Source organism: Pantoea sp. YU22 (genome assembly GCF_003970755.1).
Lineage (GTDB): Bacteria > Pseudomonadota > Gammaproteobacteria > Enterobacterales > Enterobacteriaceae > Pantoea > Pantoea piersonii.
On record NZ_RYDU01000034.1, the window covers coordinates 1 to 17,372 of the forward strand.

15 protein-coding genes and 2 pseudogenes are annotated in these 17,372 nt (G+C 51.4%); 8 read left to right on the forward strand and 9 right to left on the reverse strand.

All coding sequences use genetic code 11. The features are described from left to right. A pseudogene (locus EKL29_RS23450) lies at positions 1-130 on the forward strand (GNAT family N-acetyltransferase); the annotation flags it as partial. Between the two features lie 473 nt (positions 131-603). Here EKL29_RS23450 and EKL29_RS22515 read toward each other — a convergent pair. Then, entirely contained in the window at positions 604-1,500 is an 897-nt protein-coding gene (locus EKL29_RS22515; RefSeq protein ID WP_126690794.1) for a DMT family transporter, read from the reverse strand. Positions 1,501-1,554: 54 nt separating this feature from the next. Here EKL29_RS22515 and EKL29_RS22520 point away from each other — a divergent pair, with 54 nt between their 5' ends. Beyond that, the gene (locus tag EKL29_RS22520) at positions 1,555-2,178 is read left to right on the forward strand and encodes a TetR/AcrR family transcriptional regulator (protein ID WP_126690795.1); all 624 of its coding nucleotides are present in this window, start codon (positions 1,555-1,557) and stop codon (positions 2,176-2,178) included. Positions 2,179-2,330: 152 nt separating this feature from the next. Here the strand turns inward: EKL29_RS22520 and EKL29_RS22525 are convergent, their stop codons facing one another. The 3 genes and pseudogenes from EKL29_RS22525 to EKL29_RS22535 all read right to left on the reverse strand — a co-directional run bounded on the left by EKL29_RS22525 (position 2,331) and on the right by EKL29_RS22535 (position 5,216). Continuing rightward, positions 2,331-3,227: a DMT family transporter gene (locus EKL29_RS22525; protein ID WP_126690796.1), complete on the reverse strand. Its 897-nt coding sequence runs from the start codon at positions 3,225-3,227 to the stop codon at positions 2,331-2,333. 37 nt (positions 3,228-3,264) lie between these two features. Further along, positions 3,265-3,734, reverse strand: a pseudogene (locus tag EKL29_RS22530) (DUF1203 domain-containing protein). 468 nt (positions 3,735-4,202) lie between these two features. Further along, a complete protein-coding gene (locus tag EKL29_RS22535; RefSeq protein ID WP_126690797.1) occupies positions 4,203-5,216 on the reverse strand; it encodes a LacI family DNA-binding transcriptional regulator in 1,014 nt (337 codons plus the stop codon). 112 nt (positions 5,217-5,328) lie between these two features. On the opposite strand from EKL29_RS22535, the gene EKL29_RS22540 reads away from it, so the two are divergent. Continuing rightward, positions 5,329-6,159 carry an SDR family oxidoreductase gene (locus EKL29_RS22540; RefSeq protein WP_126690798.1) on the forward strand — a complete coding sequence of 277 codons (831 nt, stop codon included), beginning with the start codon at positions 5,329-5,331 and terminating at the stop codon, positions 6,157-6,159. A gap of 8 nt (positions 6,160-6,167) precedes the next feature. Further along, complete coding sequence (locus tag EKL29_RS22545) at positions 6,168-7,310, forward strand: phytanoyl-CoA dioxygenase family protein (RefSeq protein ID WP_126690799.1); 1,143 nt, start codon at positions 6,168-6,170, stop codon at positions 7,308-7,310. A 572-nt stretch (positions 7,311-7,882) separates the two neighbouring features. Here the strand turns inward: EKL29_RS22545 and EKL29_RS22555 are convergent. Then, a complete protein-coding gene (locus EKL29_RS22555; RefSeq protein ID WP_126690801.1) occupies positions 7,883-8,521 on the reverse strand; it encodes a TetR/AcrR family transcriptional regulator in 639 nt (212 codons plus the stop codon). A gap of 201 nt (positions 8,522-8,722) precedes the next feature. Further along, positions 8,723-9,625: a LysR family transcriptional regulator gene (locus EKL29_RS22560; RefSeq protein WP_126690802.1), complete on the reverse strand. Its 903-nt coding sequence runs from the start codon at positions 9,623-9,625 to the stop codon at positions 8,723-8,725. 90 nt (positions 9,626-9,715) lie between these two features. Here EKL29_RS22560 and EKL29_RS22565 point away from each other — a divergent pair, with 90 nt between their 5' ends. After that, positions 9,716-10,732, forward strand: a complete 1,017-nt coding sequence (locus tag EKL29_RS22565; protein WP_126690803.1) for an NADP-dependent oxidoreductase — start codon at positions 9,716-9,718, stop codon at positions 10,730-10,732. Between the two features lie 131 nt (positions 10,733-10,863). Here EKL29_RS22565 and EKL29_RS22570 read toward each other — a convergent pair whose 3' ends face one another. Then, positions 10,864-11,610, reverse strand: coding sequence for an SDR family oxidoreductase (locus tag EKL29_RS22570; protein ID WP_126690804.1), 747 nt, complete (start codon positions 11,608-11,610; stop codon positions 10,864-10,866). A gap of 99 nt (positions 11,611-11,709) precedes the next feature. On the opposite strand from EKL29_RS22570, the gene EKL29_RS22575 reads away from it, so the two are divergent. After that, positions 11,710-12,597 carry an AraC family transcriptional regulator gene (locus tag EKL29_RS22575; RefSeq protein ID WP_126690805.1) on the forward strand — a complete coding sequence of 296 codons (888 nt, stop codon included), beginning with the start codon at positions 11,710-11,712 and terminating at the stop codon, positions 12,595-12,597. 121 nt (positions 12,598-12,718) lie between these two features. Here EKL29_RS22575 and EKL29_RS22580 read toward each other — a convergent pair whose 3' ends face one another. Further along, the gene (locus EKL29_RS22580) at positions 12,719-13,120 is read right to left on the reverse strand and encodes a hypothetical protein (RefSeq protein WP_158618945.1); all 402 of its coding nucleotides are present in this window, start codon (positions 13,118-13,120) and stop codon (positions 12,719-12,721) included. 810 nt (positions 13,121-13,930) lie between these two features. Between EKL29_RS22580 and sapA the strand changes: the two genes are divergently transcribed. Then, entirely contained in the window at positions 13,931-15,553 is a 1,623-nt protein-coding gene (gene sapA / locus EKL29_RS22585; protein WP_126690807.1) for an ABC transporter substrate-binding protein SapA, read from the forward strand. Further along, the gene (gene sapB / locus EKL29_RS22590; RefSeq protein ID WP_120454159.1) at positions 15,554-16,519 is read left to right on the forward strand and encodes a putrescine export ABC transporter permease SapB; all 966 of its coding nucleotides are present in this window, start codon (positions 15,554-15,556) and stop codon (positions 16,517-16,519) included. Positions 16,520-16,769: 250 nt separating this feature from the next. Here sapB and EKL29_RS22595 read toward each other — a convergent pair whose 3' ends face one another. Further along, complete coding sequence (locus EKL29_RS22595; protein WP_126690808.1) at positions 16,770-17,147, reverse strand: barstar family protein; 378 nt, start codon at positions 17,145-17,147, stop codon at positions 16,770-16,772. Positions 17,148-17,372 lie beyond the last annotated feature (225 nt).

Consider the following 17,372-nt stretch of genomic DNA (forward strand, 5'->3'; position numbering starts at 1 on the left):
TTCTCCAGTGTGCTGTATTATTGATGAAGATAACAAACGTTCAAATTATCTGGCTGAGCGTTTTGGTTTCCAGTTCCGGGAGTACGTTAACTATCGTGGCAAGCAGGTACGAATGCTTGTACGCCAGTAAGCTAACAAACCATGGTTGCAAATTTTCAACCGGACCATTTGCGAAGATAGTTTTTGAATGTCTTTGCCCTTCTGATAAGTACGCATCTGATTTTATTTTGATATTGAAGCTCTTTAGCTTTCCTGCTGCAAACGGAAGGTATCCTTTTCGCTCATAGCAGACTAAGCGCATCATGGCCCCTGTCGCTCTTACCCTTCCCGGCCCCCTCCGGAATCTCGTAGCACATATCAGGTATCGCGTTAACGTCACGTCACGTCGCGACGCACCGCTCCCCTTACAGGGACACCCCTCTGCCCGCCGCTGACCTGTTTCAGGTCTAACTGAGCTGCAATTATCCTGAAAAACTTGTACCAGTCTGCTTTTCGCCAATTGCAGACTTCCTCTGGTGCAGAAGTCCGCTTCGAGCCATAAGCAGATTTTGAAATCGGTATGATGCGATAAAAACCATCTTTAACCTTAATCTCTGAAAACCATTAATTTTTCGGGGTGGATGTTGTCTTTAGGTAATACTCACTTGCAAGAAAAGCCATTACCGCAATGAAAGTTATTGCCCCGCCCAGTAATGTATTGCTGGGCGGTAATTCACTGAAGAAGATCCAGACCCATAAAGGTCCCAGCACGATGTCAGTTTGTGCAATCAGGCTGGCCTCGGCGGGGTCAACGTACCGGCTTCCTGCCATGAACAGCAGATAGCTCATGCTCTGCGTGGCCAGCGCAAAAGTGAATAACCATAAAGTGTCATGTAAATCGGGAACAGGAAGGTTCCGCGGCATCATTGCAAAGCAGAATGCACCGCAGAGGGCGCATGCCAGGGCCGTAACTGCCGGCAGATTCATATCCGGCCACGTCCCGGACATCACTATGCTGGCGGCAAAACCTGCCGTCATCGTCAGAGCCAGTGCGTTACCCGCCATATCGCCCGTCCCAGAGGCAGAGGCCGCCATAACAATAACCCCTACGAGGCTGGCTCCCGCAGAGATAAGCGCGCGCTTTGTTATTTCCTTCCTCTGTATCAGCCAGCCCAGCCCTATGGCAAAAAAAGGAATCGTGGCATAGATGGTCATTACGCCTGCAACGCTGGTGAGTTTCAGGGCCGCTACGTAGCAGAACATGGAGTTCGCCATGACAACGGCTGTTATCAGGCCTTTTAAGCCCACGTCATGACGGAATGAAAAGCGGCGCAGATATCCGCCGCACGCCAGCAGAAGAGTCAGCGACAGGAAAGCAAACAGTGAGCGCCATGCGACCATAGCCCATGTGTTCATATCGAGCATTCGCACGAACAACCCTGCTGAACTCCACATAATGGCCGACAGGAATACCATCGTCAGCCCCAGGGCGTGTCTACTGGCGGTGTTGAACAGTGGCATCTTTCATCCTTATCCATTATAGTTTTAAGAAATAAGTAGAACGGTCTAATTATTATGGCACAGCGTGATACGCGCGAACGTCTTCTGAATGCAGGTGTAAGGGTATTCATGAGGAAGGGTTACGACGGCGGGGGTATTACAACGATTCTTGGTGAGGCAGGAATGCCCAAAGGGTCATTTTATAACATCTTCTCCAGCAAAGAAGAATTTGCCTGTGCCACACTCGATGCTTATATCGGGTCTTTTGACGCACTCCGGGCAGACACACTACTCAACAGTACTTTGACTCCCCGCCTACGTCTGACAAGCTGGCTTACCGGGCACAGGGAATATATTGAGCGTGAACCTGACACTGCCGGCTGTCTGGCAGGAATTATTGGACAGACGGGGGCTGTACATAGTGAAAAAATCCGGCAAAAACTGCTGGCAATTTTCACCTGCTGGGAGCGCGATCTGATCAACGTGTTTAATGACGCTCAGCATGCTCTGGCACTTTCGCCAGTGATGTCTCCGGAAAGCGCGGCAAAGCTGGTGATTCACAGCTATGAGGGCGTTATGATACGCATTCGTGTAGAGGGGAGCATTCACCCTTATGATTTTTTGATGCAAACGCTTCCAGACATTCTTTTTTCTGAACCCGACTCCGGTGCTGATCCTACAGCCAGACATCCGCGCTGAAGGGAGAAATCTGCCTCTGCTGTTAACAGAATCTCCGGGCCTCTTACATCACGGGCCACTTCCACGCTGACAGGTTCTCAGCAGAGGATCCGGGCGATAACTGCCTGTTTACATCGCCAGTTATTCTGTGAAGTGTTGCAGTAACATTTTTATTATGAGGTCTGCATCTTTTTACCTGAATAGCCCACCATCCAGACTGCCATTCCAATGAGACAGGCCCCTGCAATGAACTGCTCTCCAATTCTTTCATCAAGCACAAGGTATCCCCATAAGCAGGCAAAGGGTGGAATAATAAATGTGACCGTCAGGGATTTCAGGGGGCCTATGTCTGCAATTAGCCGGAAATACAGAATGTAAGCCAGAGCGGTACAGATTAAGCCCAGCGCGGCAACGCTGCCCCAGACATGTGGCTGCAACCAGTTAACGGTATCAGCTGAAAACAGGCTCCAGCTGAAAAATGGCAACAGGAAAACGGACGCACCTGCCTGGCTTCCTAAGGCAACCATACGCGGGTCGAGTCCTCCCCGCTCTGTAATCCATCGTCTGGTGAGATAACCCGCAAGACCGTAACAGGTTGTGGCCATCAGACACGCCAGTGCTCCTGCAATAAACGCTCCGCCTAAATCAGAGTAGGTTGGACTGCTTATAATCACAATGCCTGCCAGACCCGTTATTATTCCGATCAGTTTCCTGGTAGTGATTACCTCGCCAAAAAAACTGAAACCGACAAGCGCCCCCATCATCGGGGCTGTGGCGTTGAATATTGCTGAGTAACCCGTCGGGAGCCATCTTGCCGCAATACAGTACATCAGAAAAGGCAGGCCGGAATTAATGATGCCAAGCGTCAGCGTTGCGGCAAGCTTACCGTTAAACGTCCGCAATTGCCTGCTGCACAGGACTACGGCGGCAAGACCCGCAAATCCCAGCAGCACTCTTAAAAAAGCCACGTTAACGGAGCCAAAGGCGGGGACGGCTATTCGCATAAACAGAAAACTGGCGCCCCACAGAGCGGCCAGCAAAAAAAGTCTTACAACATCAGAAATCGTCATTTTTCTTTTCCTTAAAGAGCCCGAATTGCAAACTCATTCACAGAACACGCTCGGCAAGGCAGGCGTAACACCCCTGTTTTGCGTTATGAATATGAATGTAGCTCACTGATGGCTCGCCGAGAAAATGCTTCAGGAGTATTTCCGCAGCCGCGCCTTCACAGATATCAGCTCGTAACATGAGATGGTTTTCACCAAAGGCCCTTAATGAAAGAAGTCTGGTACTGATCGATTCCGGTATTTTATTAATGTATATCCCTTGCTCAGTACATCCTTCCCACAGGTAAATTGCATGAGAGCCCTGATAGGGGTGTCAGCTGGCTGACAGGTATGATTAATCAGTATCGCTGTTTCACCGGCAGGAATATCACGCAGTGAAATTCTGTCGGGATAACCCGGAAAAGTATCGACATTTATTCTTAAAGTTCTGTGGTTTTTTAAATAGTATTCGCCCTGCCCAAAAAAATGGGTGAACGGTCCCGCATTAAGCCCAAAAATCCTGAATGCCATTTTCGCCTCCCGTGATTGTCAGGCAGACAATACCTTTTTATTTACAGGAGCTGCTCGCTGTTTTCGGACAGAGAAATACTTGATGTAAGACAGGGAAAGGGTTGATGTAAAGGCACTGGAGTCCGTGCTTTTAAGAGAGGTTCACATGGCATACTTCTGGAGTCAGAAGCCGTGTGTCTGCTATGAGCTCTTTTCTTTATGTAAGCCTGATTAGGCCCCTCAGTTGACTGCACGCAGAAGAGCCCGCTATGTGCCAGAAGTGGACGTTACCGATCCTGTAGGACGCTGATTATTAGGTGGCAGATCAATAATGTTGCACATCGGTAACTCAACTTTGTTACTCACACACTTTTCAGCGTTCTCCAAATCGTATCGGCGCAGCGGGATTTAAATAAAAGAGTTTGTCATGCAATGATGACCAAAACAGAACAGGTTAATTTTTATAAAAAAAACAATAAGTTAAAGAATTTATATATTGTAGGGGGTGACAACAATTACGCGCGATAAAGCTATTTCATCCTCTGTATCCGGTAAAAAACCATGGAAACGCAGGATTGCGCTAAATGCTGACCGCGCGTCTTCTTGCAGGTCATGATCAATCACCGCATCCATTTTTTCAGTAGACAGTAGCCTGCGGTTCTCCTCATCCAGATCATGGCCTATAAAGACTTTTATCTCTCGTTGCAGCGCTGAAAAAGCCTGTAAAATCGCACTATTCCCCCCGCCCACGCTGTAAACAGACTGGATAGATTGATCCTGTTCCAGCGCCTTGCACATCTGCGTAAAAGTCAGTGAATCGATACCATATCCTTCACTGACGGCTATGGTCTTCAGATACGGTGCCCGCTGATTTAGCGCCTGAATGAAGCCTGCCATGCGCTGTTCTTCTCCACGAAAATCCGTACTGCTGATCACTATCGCGACGGTTTGTGCCTCTTTCAAAAGCCACCGCGACAGAAGCCATGCTGCTGTTCGCCCCGCACCGGCATTATCCATTCCCACATAGCGGATACGCTTGCTGTGCGGCAGGTCAGTGACCAGCGTAACCACCGGAACGTTAAGCTCCGCCAGTTCCGCAATGGTGTTCTCAAGCAACGGATGATCGCTGGCTTTAAGCAATACGCCGTAGCTGTCATTGGCGCAGCGACGCAGCTCGCGTTGCAACTCCTCAGGCGTGACTTCTTCAAAAATGTGGCAACGTAGCGTCAGCCGGAAAGGCGCAAAGCTTTTGATTTGACTGAGCAGCGCCGCCACCGTCAATGAACTGAAACGTTCTGGCGTGTGCATCACCAGGTCGATGGACAACGTGCGACCGCTTGCAAGGCTGGTGCGCTGTTGTAATTCCAGATCGCTGCTTGCCTGAGCAACGCGACGAGCAGTACGAGGACTTACACTGCCGCGCTGGTGCAACGCTCTGTCGACCGTGGCTTTACTGACGCCAGACTGAGCAGCGATTTGTTTGATAGAGAATGACCTTGCCATAAATTGAGGTCTTTTTGAGGTTATGTGACCGTATTGCTAACGGAATGTAATTGCTAAGGTCAGGGTAAGCAAGCGGAAAAACTGACCTCTTCTCCATAAGAAAGGACAACAAATGGCCCTGAATGAAAACGTTAGTTTTAACAACAAAGTGTTCGTCGTGACTGGCGGAACCCAGGGACTGGGCGCGGCTATTGCCCATCTGCTGGTAAAGCGTGGGGCGCGAGGCATCGTGATTTGCGGACGTAACGCCAAAGCCGGACGCGAACAGGCAGAAATCCTCAGCCATACCGGCTGTGAAGTAATCTTTGTTGAAGCGGATATTAGTTCGCCAGCAGCCTGCAATAAAGTTGTGGGCGCAGCAGAGGCGGCGTTTGGCACGCTGCACGGACTGGTGAACTGTGCTGGTATGTCTGACCGCGGCACCATCCTTGACACTTCTCCGGAATTATTTGACGCAATTATGGCAGTTAACATTCGCGCGCCTTTTTTTCTGATGCAGGCGGCGATCAAACTGATGATTGCCAAGGGCGTAGAAGGCAGCATTGTCAATATCATCACCATGACTTCCCATGGCGGCCAGAGCTTCCTGACCGCATACGCTGCATCAAAAGGCGCACTGGTCACGCTAACCAAAAACGTGGCTTTCAGCGCCATGCGCAATCGGATCAGGGTAAATGGTCTGAACATTGGCTGGATGGACACGCCGCATGAGCACGACATCCAGCGGCAATATCATGACGCTGATGAAAACTGGCTGACCCGAGCTGAGCAGGCACAACCTTTTGGCCGCCTGCTAAAGCCAGCCGAGGTTGCGCGTGGCGTAGCGTTTCTCCTTTCCGAAGAGTCGGGGATGATGACAGGCGCAGTGATCGATTTTGATCAAAGTGTAGTGGGTTGCGGTGATAACGGTGGTTTTCAGCCATCACATGCTCTGACTCTGTGAGGTAAACAATGAACACTCTCTATATTAATGACAGCCATATTTCTCTCGATAAGTTTGCTACTCTTTGCGCGCAAACGTTGCGGAAGGAAGATTTCCCACTGGCGCGTTCCGCCGATAAAAATGTGCTGATCTATCATCACGATGATCTGCTGGCAGCAGCCAAAGCCGATCGTCAAACCCTGCTGAGTGAACTGCATCATGCATTGTCTGGCGGACCAGGCGTATTCGTGGTTCAGGGCTTATACAGCGATGTCTCTGCCATAGACAGCAGCAATAAAGTGTTTGAGGATATTCTCGCCAGTGAAGAGGCAAACGGCGGCGGTGGTGACCACTTTGCCAAAGCTGGCAGCAATGGTCGCATCTGGAATGCGCTGCAAAAAGTCGCGGAGCGTGATGCCAGTGTCTTCGTCGAATATTACAGCAATCCTTTGCTAGCGCTGATTTGCGAAGCCTGGGTTGGGCCTGGCTATGAAATTACCGCGCAAGTGAATCAGGTCCGTCCGGGCGGCAAAGCGCAACAGCCGCATCGGGATTACCATCTTGGTTTTCAGCTTAATGAAGTCGTCTCCCGCTTCCCACTGCCGCTGCAGATTCTGTCGCAATATCTGACGCTTCAGGGTGCGGTCGCGCACAGCGATATGCCGATAGACTCAGGGCCGACGCAACTTTTACCGTGGTCACAGCAATATGCAGAGGGATATCTGGCATGGCGAGATTCGCGTTTCATTGAATTTTTCCAGCAGCATGCCATTCAGTTGCCACTGAAAAAAGGCGACGGGTTGTTCTTCAATCCCGCACTGTTTCATGCAGCGGGAAATAACGTCACGCAGGATCATGCGCGCACAGCTAATTTACTGCAGGTCTCATCCGCATTTGGCAAAACAATGGAAAAAGTAAATCATATCAAAGTAATGAAGGCGATTTATCCTACACTACTGAGTAAGTCATTGAGCGATGAGCAGTTACAGGCAGTGGTGGCAGCAAGCGGTGAAGGCTATTCCTTCCCGACTAATCTTGATAGCGATCCGCCGCTGGGAGGTCTGGTACCAAAAACTCAACAGCAGCTGTTGCTTGAAGCGTTACAACAAGGTTGGTCCACTGAAGCGTTTATCCGGCAACTGGCAAATTATGAGAGCAAGAGAAAAGCATAGTTGTACGTATATGGCAGGCATGCCGTCACTCACTAACATATGCGCTACCTCATGCCGTTAGATTAGGCTTCGCTTTATTGTTTTCCTGGCCGCTCAGATGCTGAGTGGCTGGTTTGCAGCGTAGCCGCTTAAACGAATATGCTCTTAGGTCCGCTTGTCGCGCATAGCGGACCTAAGTGCGCCATACTCCTGTTGCGCTTACACATTCCGGCCCCCTCCAGAATCGCAAAGAGCCAGCATCAGGTATCGCGTTAACATTACGTCGTGGCACTCCCTGCCCTCTATATGGCCGTTCTTCCGCCAGCCGCTGAGCCAGTTTCAGCTCCCACTGCGCCTGCATGCCCCAGCAGCGGACGTCAGTATCATGCAACCGGAAAGTAATATCCCGGCGCTTCAGGTAAAAGGCCAGGAGTTTGAATAAGGCACACATATCTTTAGCTGAGACAGTGGAAAGCGTCTTTTAAAAAACCGCCCTTTATCGACCCAACCGCATAAGGCCACGCCCTCTTTGCATTCAAGCACAACCATTGTTCTTCTTCTTTTTCGACGCCGAACAATTGTGCCCACTTCAGTCATGTTGATGCCTTTCTTGAAAGATCTTTCTCATCAACAGCTCTGTTCAAAAGCACCGATTTGACAATAAATTCGTTACACCTGTTGAGATCTTCCCTGTCAGGCTGGATTTTTCCGTATACCCGCATCCCTTCCAGCATCATAAAAATACTCAGGGCCATGACGCGCGCGTCCTCATCCTGCCGAAAGACCTGTTGCGCCTGCCCCTTACACAATATATTTTCTAACTGATTGATTATTGAATTAAATTTAGTAGAGACCTTTCTTTGTACTTCTTCATCACCCGGTAAAAGTTCACTGGCAGCGGCAATGGTAAAGCAGCCTTTCTCTCCCTCAGGAGCAGATGATAATAGAGCCACAAATTCGAGCGTTTCACGCAATGCCGCTTCTGGTGATAAATCCGCATTGCGTTTCGCTCCTCTGGTAACACCTTCATCCATGTATTGTTGTAATGCCGCAAGATAGATCGCTCGCTTATCGGGATAGAGTTTATAAATACTGGCGCTTGCTAAGCCTGACGCTTTCATAAGATCGGCCATAGAGGTCGCCCGGTATCCTTTCTGCCAGAAACATTCCAGCGCAGTATTCAGAAAGTCCTCTGGATCGAACTCTCGGGGCCTGCCAACAGATGATTTCATTTCATTCTCCCATTCTGACGATCAATTGTAGATCGACCAATCTACAATTGAAAGCACCTGTATATCTCTGGCTTTCAAACCCACCTTGTCCGCTTGATATTACTTTATGTACAACGATGACATGTCCGCTTTTCGTTCATAGCGGACAAATGAGATCAGCAGCAAGCTGGCTAACAGCGTACCGCCAGGCAGGCGCGCCCATCACAGAAATTCAAATAACATATCCAGAAAAGCGCGCACGGCTGGATTTAAGCGACGACTTTCGGGCCAGAGAACGGTCAGGTTATGCCGTTCTACGGCAAATTCCGCCAGCACTGGCACTAACGCCCCCCGCTCTATCCAGGGTGCAGCCATAAAACTTGATGCCATTCCTATGCCTGCGCCTGCAGCGATGGTTGTCAGCACGCCTTCGCTTGCATCCATAACCACAGCCGAGGGCGGCAGAATATCTACTTCCCGTTCTGCAATGTTGAACGGCCAGCGAAACAGTTGTCCGGTACTTTTATAACGCAGGTTAACGGTTTCGTGATTGACCAGCGCGTCAGGATGATGAGGTACGCCGCGCTTGCTCACATAGACGGGTGACGCATAGCAACCCAGCTGATAAGGCGAAAGGCGACGCGACAAAAGCCGCGAATCGGGCAGATCGCCAATACGTATCGCTATATCAATGCCCGCTTCAACCAAATCCACATGTTCGTCGCTCAGCCGCAGTTCAATCTTTACTGCGGGCTGACGCTGACGGAACAGCCCCAGCAGAGGCGCAAGCATATGCACTCCTACCGGCAACGAGGTGGCTATGCGCACAGTGCCGCTGGGCTCAGCGCGCGCCTGCTTTGCCGCCTGCTCAATTTCCTCGGCATCATGCAATAACCGCAGCACCCGCTCATGCAGATCCCGCCCTTCAGGCGTAAGGGTAAGCGACCGCGTGGTTCGCGTAAAAAGCGCGATACCGAGCTGGCGCTCCAGCCGCTGGATGCTTTTGCTGATCGCGGAAGGCGATACAGAGAGGGTACGCGCAGCCGCAGTATAGCTTCCCAGCGATCCGGCGCGGGCGAAGGCGATAAGCCCGGTCAGCCTTTCAAAACCGATTTGTTCTTTCATGGCATAAGTAAAGCGAATAAGGGCCCGATTATCAATGTGCAGCAACTGGCATAACCTCTCTCTGTTGAACCTGTATCAGAGGAAAGCGTAATGAGCGAGATGATGAAAGCCGTGCGGTTGCACGAATTTGGTGGACCCAATGTCCTGCGTTACGAAGAGGCGCCCCGGCCGACACCCGGCGCGGGCGAAGTGCTGGTACGCGTGTATGCGACAAGCATTAACCCACCGGATCTTTATCTGCGGGACGGTTATCGCACGCTGCCGCCTGAATGGCGGCCCAGCGTCACTTTTCCGCTCATCCCCGGTACCGATATCTCCGGCGTCGTTGCGGCAATCCATGAGGATGAGTCCGGCTTTAGCGTCGGCGACGAAGTCTATGCCATGGTGAGGTTTCCGGAAGATCTGATGAAAGGCAGCGGTGCTTATGCAGAATACGTTTGCGTGCCGGCTGGGGAACTCGCGTTAAAACCCCGCACGCTAGATCACGTTCATGCCGCCGCCGCGCCCATGTCACTCCTGACCGTCTGGCAATTCCTGATTGAAACCGGTCATGATGCCCCTAACCCTTTCCAGGCCTTCCGGCATATTCCTGTAGCGCTACAGGGCAAAACGGTTCTGGTTAACGGCGCTGGCGGCGGCGTAGGACACCTCGCCGTTCAGGTCGTCAGATGGAAAGGCGCGCGGGTAATTGCCGTAGCTTCGGGTAAGCACGAGGCGCTGTTACGTGAGCTGGGGGCTGAAATCTTTATCGACTACCACCAGCAGGCCGCTGAAAGCGCCGTGCAGCATGTCGACCTGGTAATGGATGCCGTGGGCGGGCCGAACATGGAGCGATTCCTGGATGTCATTAAGCCTGGCGGGTCGCTTTATCTGGTTAATCCGCTGGGTTTCGCCGGGTATCAGGAAGCCGCCAGTCGCAGAATAACGGTTTCATCAATCCAGGTTCGTTCCAGCGGAAGACAGCTTGAGGAAGCGGGTCGGTTATTTGAAAGCGGCGCACTGCGCGTAGTGACAGACAGCATCTACCCGCTTTCGGACGCCGCAGCAGCGCATGAAAGGGCGGCCCGCGGCGGTATACAGGGCAAGATCGTATTAGTCATTGACTAAATATTAATGCTCCGCTGTTAGAGATATTTCCCGGCTGGGCGTCGCTTAAAGAAATAATTTATGATCCTGAAGAGATGGCTTCCAGGCAAACTGCCCCTGATATTTACAAGGGCAGTCGCAATATCCCGGAATTAACCCACTTCATGCATCAACGCTACCGCATCTTCTCCCGCAGGAATACGCAACGGCGCGCTGGGATCGGTGGCGGCACGCCATATCGCCTCCGCAACATCAAGCGCTTTGGTGGTTGGTTGCGGCTGCTGCATACCGGTAAGTACCCGGTCAAACAGTGGCTGATAGGGTTCAGGCTGGGTGTGATCCATGCGCGACATGGCGTTTTTGCCGAAGTCAGTGGTCGGAGCCATGCCCGGCAGAACCAGACGTACGTTGATGTTGAACGGCTGTAACTCAAGCGCCAGCGATTCCGTAAAGGCATTCACCGCTGCCTTACTTGCCGTGTAGACCGCCAGTAATGGAAGAGATTTAAGCGTTACCGTAGAGGTGACGTTAATCACCGTACCGCTTTGTTTCGCGCGAAACTGCGGCAGCACAGCCTGCGTCATCGCGATGGTGCCGAGAGTATTAGTCTCAAACACATCGCGCACCGTAGACATTTCCATGCCTTCCAGCGCTGCAAGTACCCCTATCCCGGCGTTGTTCACCAGAACATCAATCTCGCCTGCTTCTGCGACAGCCTGCCTGATACTGGCCTCATTGCTGACATCCAGTGGCAGCAGACGCAAATTTTCTGAATCCGGAAACAGATCGGCTTGCGGATTACGCATAGTGGCGATCACTTTCCAGCCACGTTCGAGGAAATAGAGAGCCGTTTCATGCCCAAAGCCTGAAGAACAACCGGTGATTAAGATAGTTTTCACATTTCACTCCTGTCTGGTATTGAGTCAGGTGATTACTATATAGTCAGCCCTCTGTACTCACTACAACGCAGCGTCCAGCATTCATTCGCAGGAGTCCAAATGATCGATCCTTTAGCCGAGATAGTGTCGCTGCTGCAGCCGCAAGCGGCATTTTCTAAGCGTGTGTGCGCCAGTGGCCGCTGGCGAGTCAATCGCAGCGAAACGGGTCAGCCGTTCTACTGCCTGATGCTGGAAGGTTACAGTGAGCTGACCATAAAAGGCACCCCGCCCATTACCCTGGAGCCAGGGGATTGTGTGCTCATCCCCGCGGCGCTGGAATTTTGTATGAGCAGCGTCGAACCGCCAGCAGCCGATGCGCCGGAAACCCTGCCGCAAATGCTCGCGCCCGGGGAATTCTGGGTAGGCGACCCAGGCCAACCCGCTGATGTACAAACCCTGATTGGCTATTGCCAGTTCGACGCACCCGATGCCGGGCTAATAGTCTCGTTGCTGCCGCAGTTTATTCATGTTCGAGGCGAGTCACGTCTGACGATGCTGGTGCAGCTGGTGATGGATGAATGTCGCGCACAACGTTCCGCGCGCGATATAGTCCTGGAACGATTGCTGGAGCTGTTATTAATTGAAGCGCTACGATCGATATTGATCTGTAATGGATGCCCGGGCGTGATGAGTGGGCTGGCTGATGAGCGCGTGTCAGCGGCGATTCGCGCCATTCACGCAAGGCCAGAGCATAGCTGGACGGGCGCCGAACTGGCGAAAGCAGCGGCTATGTCACGTTCCGCATTCTTTGTGCGCTTCCGGGAAGCGGTTGGCGTGGCGCCGATGGACTATCTGCTGACCTGGCGAATGGCACTGGCAAAAAAACTTTTACGCGGCAAAGATATGACGGTGGCCGAAGTGGCTGAGCATGTTGGCTATCGCTCTGCCAGCGCTTTTAGCGTTGCTTTTTCCCGCCATGCTGGGATTACGCCGGTAAAATATGAATAGGTTTCTTTCGGCGTCAGCAGACATTGCCTGAGAGGTTCGGGGCTTATGGAGGCGGTGCTGCAGGCTCAGTCAGAACCGTAAAGCTTTCCGTAGTCACAACGAATCATGCTGCGCCCCAGGCTTATTCACCTGCGAGAGCACTCTTGGTTTTCATTTCTCGATCTAATGTCATCAGGCATCTGTATTTCCAAATAGCCTGTGCACTTGTCGCCATAAGCGCCGCTCTGGCTTTTATAAAATATGAGTTAAGCTCCTGCTGCGTTGGCTCAATAAATGGCGCACCACAAATATAATCTACATTATTAATGTCTACAAATTTTAATACCTCCGCTGGATTTTCAGCTAAAGCATAAGCCATTGATATATTCAGTCCTTCTTGAAAATAGGCAACTCCCAGGAATGGAGGCTTTATTAGCTCAGGATAAAGATTTATCCACTGAGACTTCCCTTTCGATATATAATTCAAAACGTCGTCATATTCAGACAGTGTAATATCATTGCTATTATTTCTTTGAATCGCCATCTTAATCTTTTTGTAGGCAATCTGCTCTTTATCATCATGAGAATTCGCCACGCATTGAGAAAGAGACAACAAAAAAAATAATAAGCACCAGCCATTTCATCTTATACTTAACTCCTGACTTCCGGCATCGACGTTTTTCTTTCTGACTAAAGAGCAACAGCCTTGGGCAATTGAAATTGATTAACAACCAAATAAGATAACTCCGCTTCGTTGAGGATGCACGTCGAGCGTTTAGTTATTTCGCTCACGAAGCATAAATTTTTACTCCAAATCTGGAGTATTATTTAAATAATTGTTTATTCCTCATGGATTATTTATCTGTTAATTACTCTTTCCATTTACCTTAGTACGTATCAGTCACTTAATTTATTGGATAAAGTACAGACCTGAGCTAATCCCATGCTAAAAGGAACCTGTTACTACAACCGTTTAGCCAGGGCGCCGTGAGCGAGGGTATTGATGCTAATGCGGGGTATTCTTTCAGAATGCGGTTACAAACAGGCCTGAAGGCGCAGCGCAAAAGAGCACGGGGAAAACAAAAAAAGCCCGCTTACGCGGGCAACAATACTGGAAGCAATGTGAGCAATGTCGTGCGCTTCATCAGTAGAGCCACCGCTGAAGCGCAATGAAATAATAATCATTCTTGTTCTCACTTGTAAAGCGCTAATTGAGAATTTTTCTCATTACCATGCTAAGGGTGTGTCTTTACTCTTCTGGGTGACGAAATTACCTGCAGCCGTGCCGCCATGTTTTGGGTCATCGCCCCCTTTGCGATACACTCAGCCTATTGCCCGAACACCGTTGAGTTCTATGTCAAAACTAATCCCGTCGCTGATGCTTATTCTCAGCGTATTAAGCGTCTCTGCCTGGTCGGCAGAGAACCGCGATATCCGCCACAGCGGCTTTGTCTACTGTGTTAACGGCACGCTGAATACCTTTAATCCGCAAATGGCGAGCAGTGGCCTCGCTGTGGATACGCTTGCTGCGCAGCTGTATGACCGCTTGCTGGATGTCGATCCCTACACCTATCGTCTGGTGCCCGACCTCGCCTCCGCCTGGGAAGTGCGGGATAACGGCGCAACCTACCGTTTTCACCTGCGCAGCAAGGTATCGTTTCAACATACTTCGTGGTTTACGCCCACGCGCGCGATGAACGCCGATGACGTGGTGTTTAGTTTTGCCCGTATGTTTGACCGCAACCATCCGTGGCACAACGTCAACGGCGGCAGCTACCCTTACTTTGACAGCCTGCAGTTTGCTGATTCTGTGCAGAGCGTGAAAAAGCTCGACAGCAACACGGTTGAGATCCGGCTCAATAGCCCTGACGCCTCGTTCCTCTGGCATCTGGCGACTCACTACGCGCCGATCCTTTCAGCGGAGTATGCTGACCAGCTGACCCGCAGCGGCCGCCAGGAAGAGCTCGATCGTCAGCCGGTCGGTACTGGCCCCTATCAGCTCAGCGAGTATCGCGCCGGGCAATATATCCGGCTGGCACGTAACCCTGCCTACTGGAAAGGGGTGCCGCGCCTGCAGCAGGCGGTGATCGATTTGGGCGCAGGCGGCACCGGCCGTATGTCCAAATTGCTGACTGGCGAATGCGATGTGCTCGCCTATCCCGCCGCGAGCCAGATCTCTATTCTGCGCGACGATCCCCGTTTACGTATGACGCTGCGACCAGGGATGAATATCGCCTATCTGGCGTTTAATACCCGTAAGCCTCCGCTCGATCGACCGGAAGTACGTCATGCGCTGGCGCTGGCGATCAATAACGAGCGGCTGATGGAGTCGATCTATTACGGCACGGCGGAAACCGCTGCCTCAGTGCTGCCGCGAGCGTCGTGGGCATACGATAGCGAAGCGCGCGTCACTGAATACGACCCGAAAAAAGCGCGCGCGCTGCTGGAATCCCTGGGCATTACCGATCTGCATCTGCGTCTGGTGGTGCCCTCCGCTTCGCAAGCCTGGAATCCCAGTCCGCTAAAAATGGCGGAACTGCTGCAGGCGGATCTGGCGCAGGTGGGCGTGAAAGTCAGCATTGCGCCGGTGGAGGGCCGTTTTCAGGAGGCGCAATTAATGTCGATGAACCACGATCTGACGCTAACCGGCTGGGCGACCGACAGTAACGATCCTGACAGCTTTTTCCGTCCGTTACTAAGTTGCGCGGCGATCCGCTCGCAAACCAACTACGCGCACTGGTGTTCGCCCGGCTTCGATGAAGCGTTGCAGAAAGCGCTGCTGTCGCAGCAGCTTGCAGGTCGAATTGATAACTATCATCTGGCGCAGCAGATGCTGGCGCGCGATTTACCCGTGCTGCCGCTCGCCTCTTCGCTGCGTTTGCAGGCCTATCGCCACGATATCAAAGGCCTGGTGTTAAGTCCGTTCGGCAACACCTCTTTTGCCGGAGTTTATCGTGATGAGCGCGAGGAGCCGTAAGTGATCATCTATATGTTGCGTCGTCTGTTATTGCTGGTGATTACCCTGTTTCTGCTGTCGCTGGTGGGCTTCAGCCTGAGCTATTTCACCCCCAACGCGCCGCTGGAAGGCGCCTCGCTGTTCGATGCCTGGTGGTTCTGGTTCAGCGGCATGCTGCAGTTTGATTTCGGTGTCTCCAGCACCAACGGTCAGGAGATCGGCCTGCAACTGCGAGAGGTGTTTCCCGCCACGCTGGAGCTTTGCGTGCTGGCGTTCGTACTCGCGCTGTTAACCGGGATTCCGCTGGGCATCTGCGCGGGCGTGATGCGTAATAAGTGGCAGGATAAGGTGATTAGCGCGCTGGCGCTGCTCGGCTTCTCCATGCCGGTATTCTGGCTGGCGCTGCTGTTTACCCTGTTTTTCTCGCTGACGCTCGGCTGGCTGCCGGTGTCCGGACGTTTTGACCTGCTCTATCCGGTGCAAAACATTACCGGCCTCGCGCTGGTGGACGCCTGGCTTAGCCCGTCGCCGTGGCGTCACGAGATGCTGGTCAGCGTATTGACGCATATGATCCTGCCGGTGATTGTGCTGGCGGTCGCTCCCGCCACCGAGGTGATGCGCCTGCTGCGTGCCAGCACTAGCGAAGTGATGGATAAAAACTACGTTAAGGCAGCCGCCACGCGCGGGCTGTCGCGCTTTACCGTGATCCGTCGGCATGTGCTGCACAATGCGCTGCCGCCGGTGATCCCGCGTCTGGGCTTACAGTTTTCCACCATGCTGACGCTGGCGATGATTACCGAAGTGGTATTTAACTGGCCTGGTCTGGGCCGCTGGTTAATTAACGCTATCCGCCAGCAGGATTACGCGGCCATTTCAGCAGGCGTAATGGTGGTTGGCGGTCTGGTAATCCTGGTGAATGTGATTTCCGATATTATTGGCGCGGCGATGAATCCGTTAAAGCATAAAGAGTGGTATGCGTTGCGTTAGGGAATGTGGGATGCCGGTGTGTCTTTTGCAGGCTGATCCACACGAGGTCTAGGTTATAAAGCCGAATATTCACATACCGGCGCATCAAATGGTTCGGGCAGATTTAAATGACTGCCCGCGCTAATGCGTGTAATTATTGCTGACAAGCTTTCACTTTCCATTAGCGCCCTAACGCTGTTGGCCGCAGCCTGACAGGACTTAAAAGCAGCGAGCCCGGCATAAGCCGACATCGCTCATTCAGTCAATAGTACTAACAAGATGATAATAACCTGTCGATTGTTTCTTTATCTTTTCCATGAAAAATAACCTCTAGATGATGCTTTTCATCATTGACCCAATCCAGGACTGAATCTTTTAATACCTCTAAATATACACGCAGATCGGCATCAGGAATGCTCGGCAATGACTCATGCACGATCATCACTTTATTTTCACTAATCCAGTCTAGATCACGTAAACAATCATAGAGAGAGTTCCAGTTGAGACCAAAGTACCCAGGAAACCAAAGTAAGTAATAAAGAGATCTTAGTAATTCATCAGTATCAGCGATGGTTGGATCCACCCTGGCTACAAACACCTCACCACCATTATAACATACTGTTTTATTTTCGAATTTAAATAGACCCATCTCATCATCACCTGATTTTTATGAACGTCTTATTCTTATAATGATCATTTGTATAATAAGCCTCGCCATTTTGTCCGACAATGACTCGTTGAGGACCAAGATCTGATATATTCGGATACGGTAAATTGGCAGACGTCGCACAGAAGTATGAATCGCCACGGGTTTAACAGACACCTCAGAGTCATTTAAGATGGCTTAAAGAGAGGTGCCCATGAGCGGTAAGCG

Bases quoted from the DNA above. Each gene is read 5' to 3' on its own strand.
- EKL29_RS22515 (WP_126690794.1), bottom strand. From the start codon at position 1,500: ATGCCACTGTTCAACACCGCCAGTAGACACGCCCTGGGGCTGACGATG.
- EKL29_RS22565 (WP_126690803.1), top strand. From the start codon at position 9,716: ATGAGCGAGATGATGAAAGCCGTGCGGTTGCACGAATTTGGTGGACCC.
- EKL29_RS22595 (WP_126690808.1), bottom strand. From the start codon at position 17,147: ATGGGTCTATTTAAATTCGAAAATAAAACAGTATGTTATAATGGTGGT.
- EKL29_RS22555 (WP_126690801.1), bottom strand. From the start codon at position 8,521: ATGAAATCATCTGTTGGCAGGCCCCGAGAGTTCGATCCAGAGGACTTT.
- EKL29_RS22540 (WP_126690798.1), top strand. From the start codon at position 5,329: ATGGCCCTGAATGAAAACGTTAGTTTTAACAACAAAGTGTTCGTCGTG.
- EKL29_RS22545 (WP_126690799.1), top strand. From the start codon at position 6,168: ATGAACACTCTCTATATTAATGACAGCCATATTTCTCTCGATAAGTTT.
- EKL29_RS22525 (WP_126690796.1), bottom strand. From the start codon at position 3,227: ATGACGATTTCTGATGTTGTAAGACTTTTTTTGCTGGCCGCTCTGTGG.
- EKL29_RS22575 (WP_126690805.1), top strand. From the start codon at position 11,710: ATGATCGATCCTTTAGCCGAGATAGTGTCGCTGCTGCAGCCGCAAGCG.
- EKL29_RS22580 (WP_158618945.1), bottom strand. From the start codon at position 13,120: ATGGCGATTCAAAGAAATAATAGCAATGATATTACACTGTCTGAATAT.
- EKL29_RS22520 (WP_126690795.1), top strand. From the start codon at position 1,555: ATGGCACAGCGTGATACGCGCGAACGTCTTCTGAATGCAGGTGTAAGG.
- sapA (WP_126690807.1), top strand. From the start codon at position 13,931: ATGTCAAAACTAATCCCGTCGCTGATGCTTATTCTCAGCGTATTAAGC.
- EKL29_RS22560 (WP_126690802.1), bottom strand. From the start codon at position 9,625: ATGAAAGAACAAATCGGTTTTGAAAGGCTGACCGGGCTTATCGCCTTC.
- EKL29_RS22535 (WP_126690797.1), bottom strand. From the start codon at position 5,216: ATGGCAAGGTCATTCTCTATCAAACAAATCGCTGCTCAGTCTGGCGTC.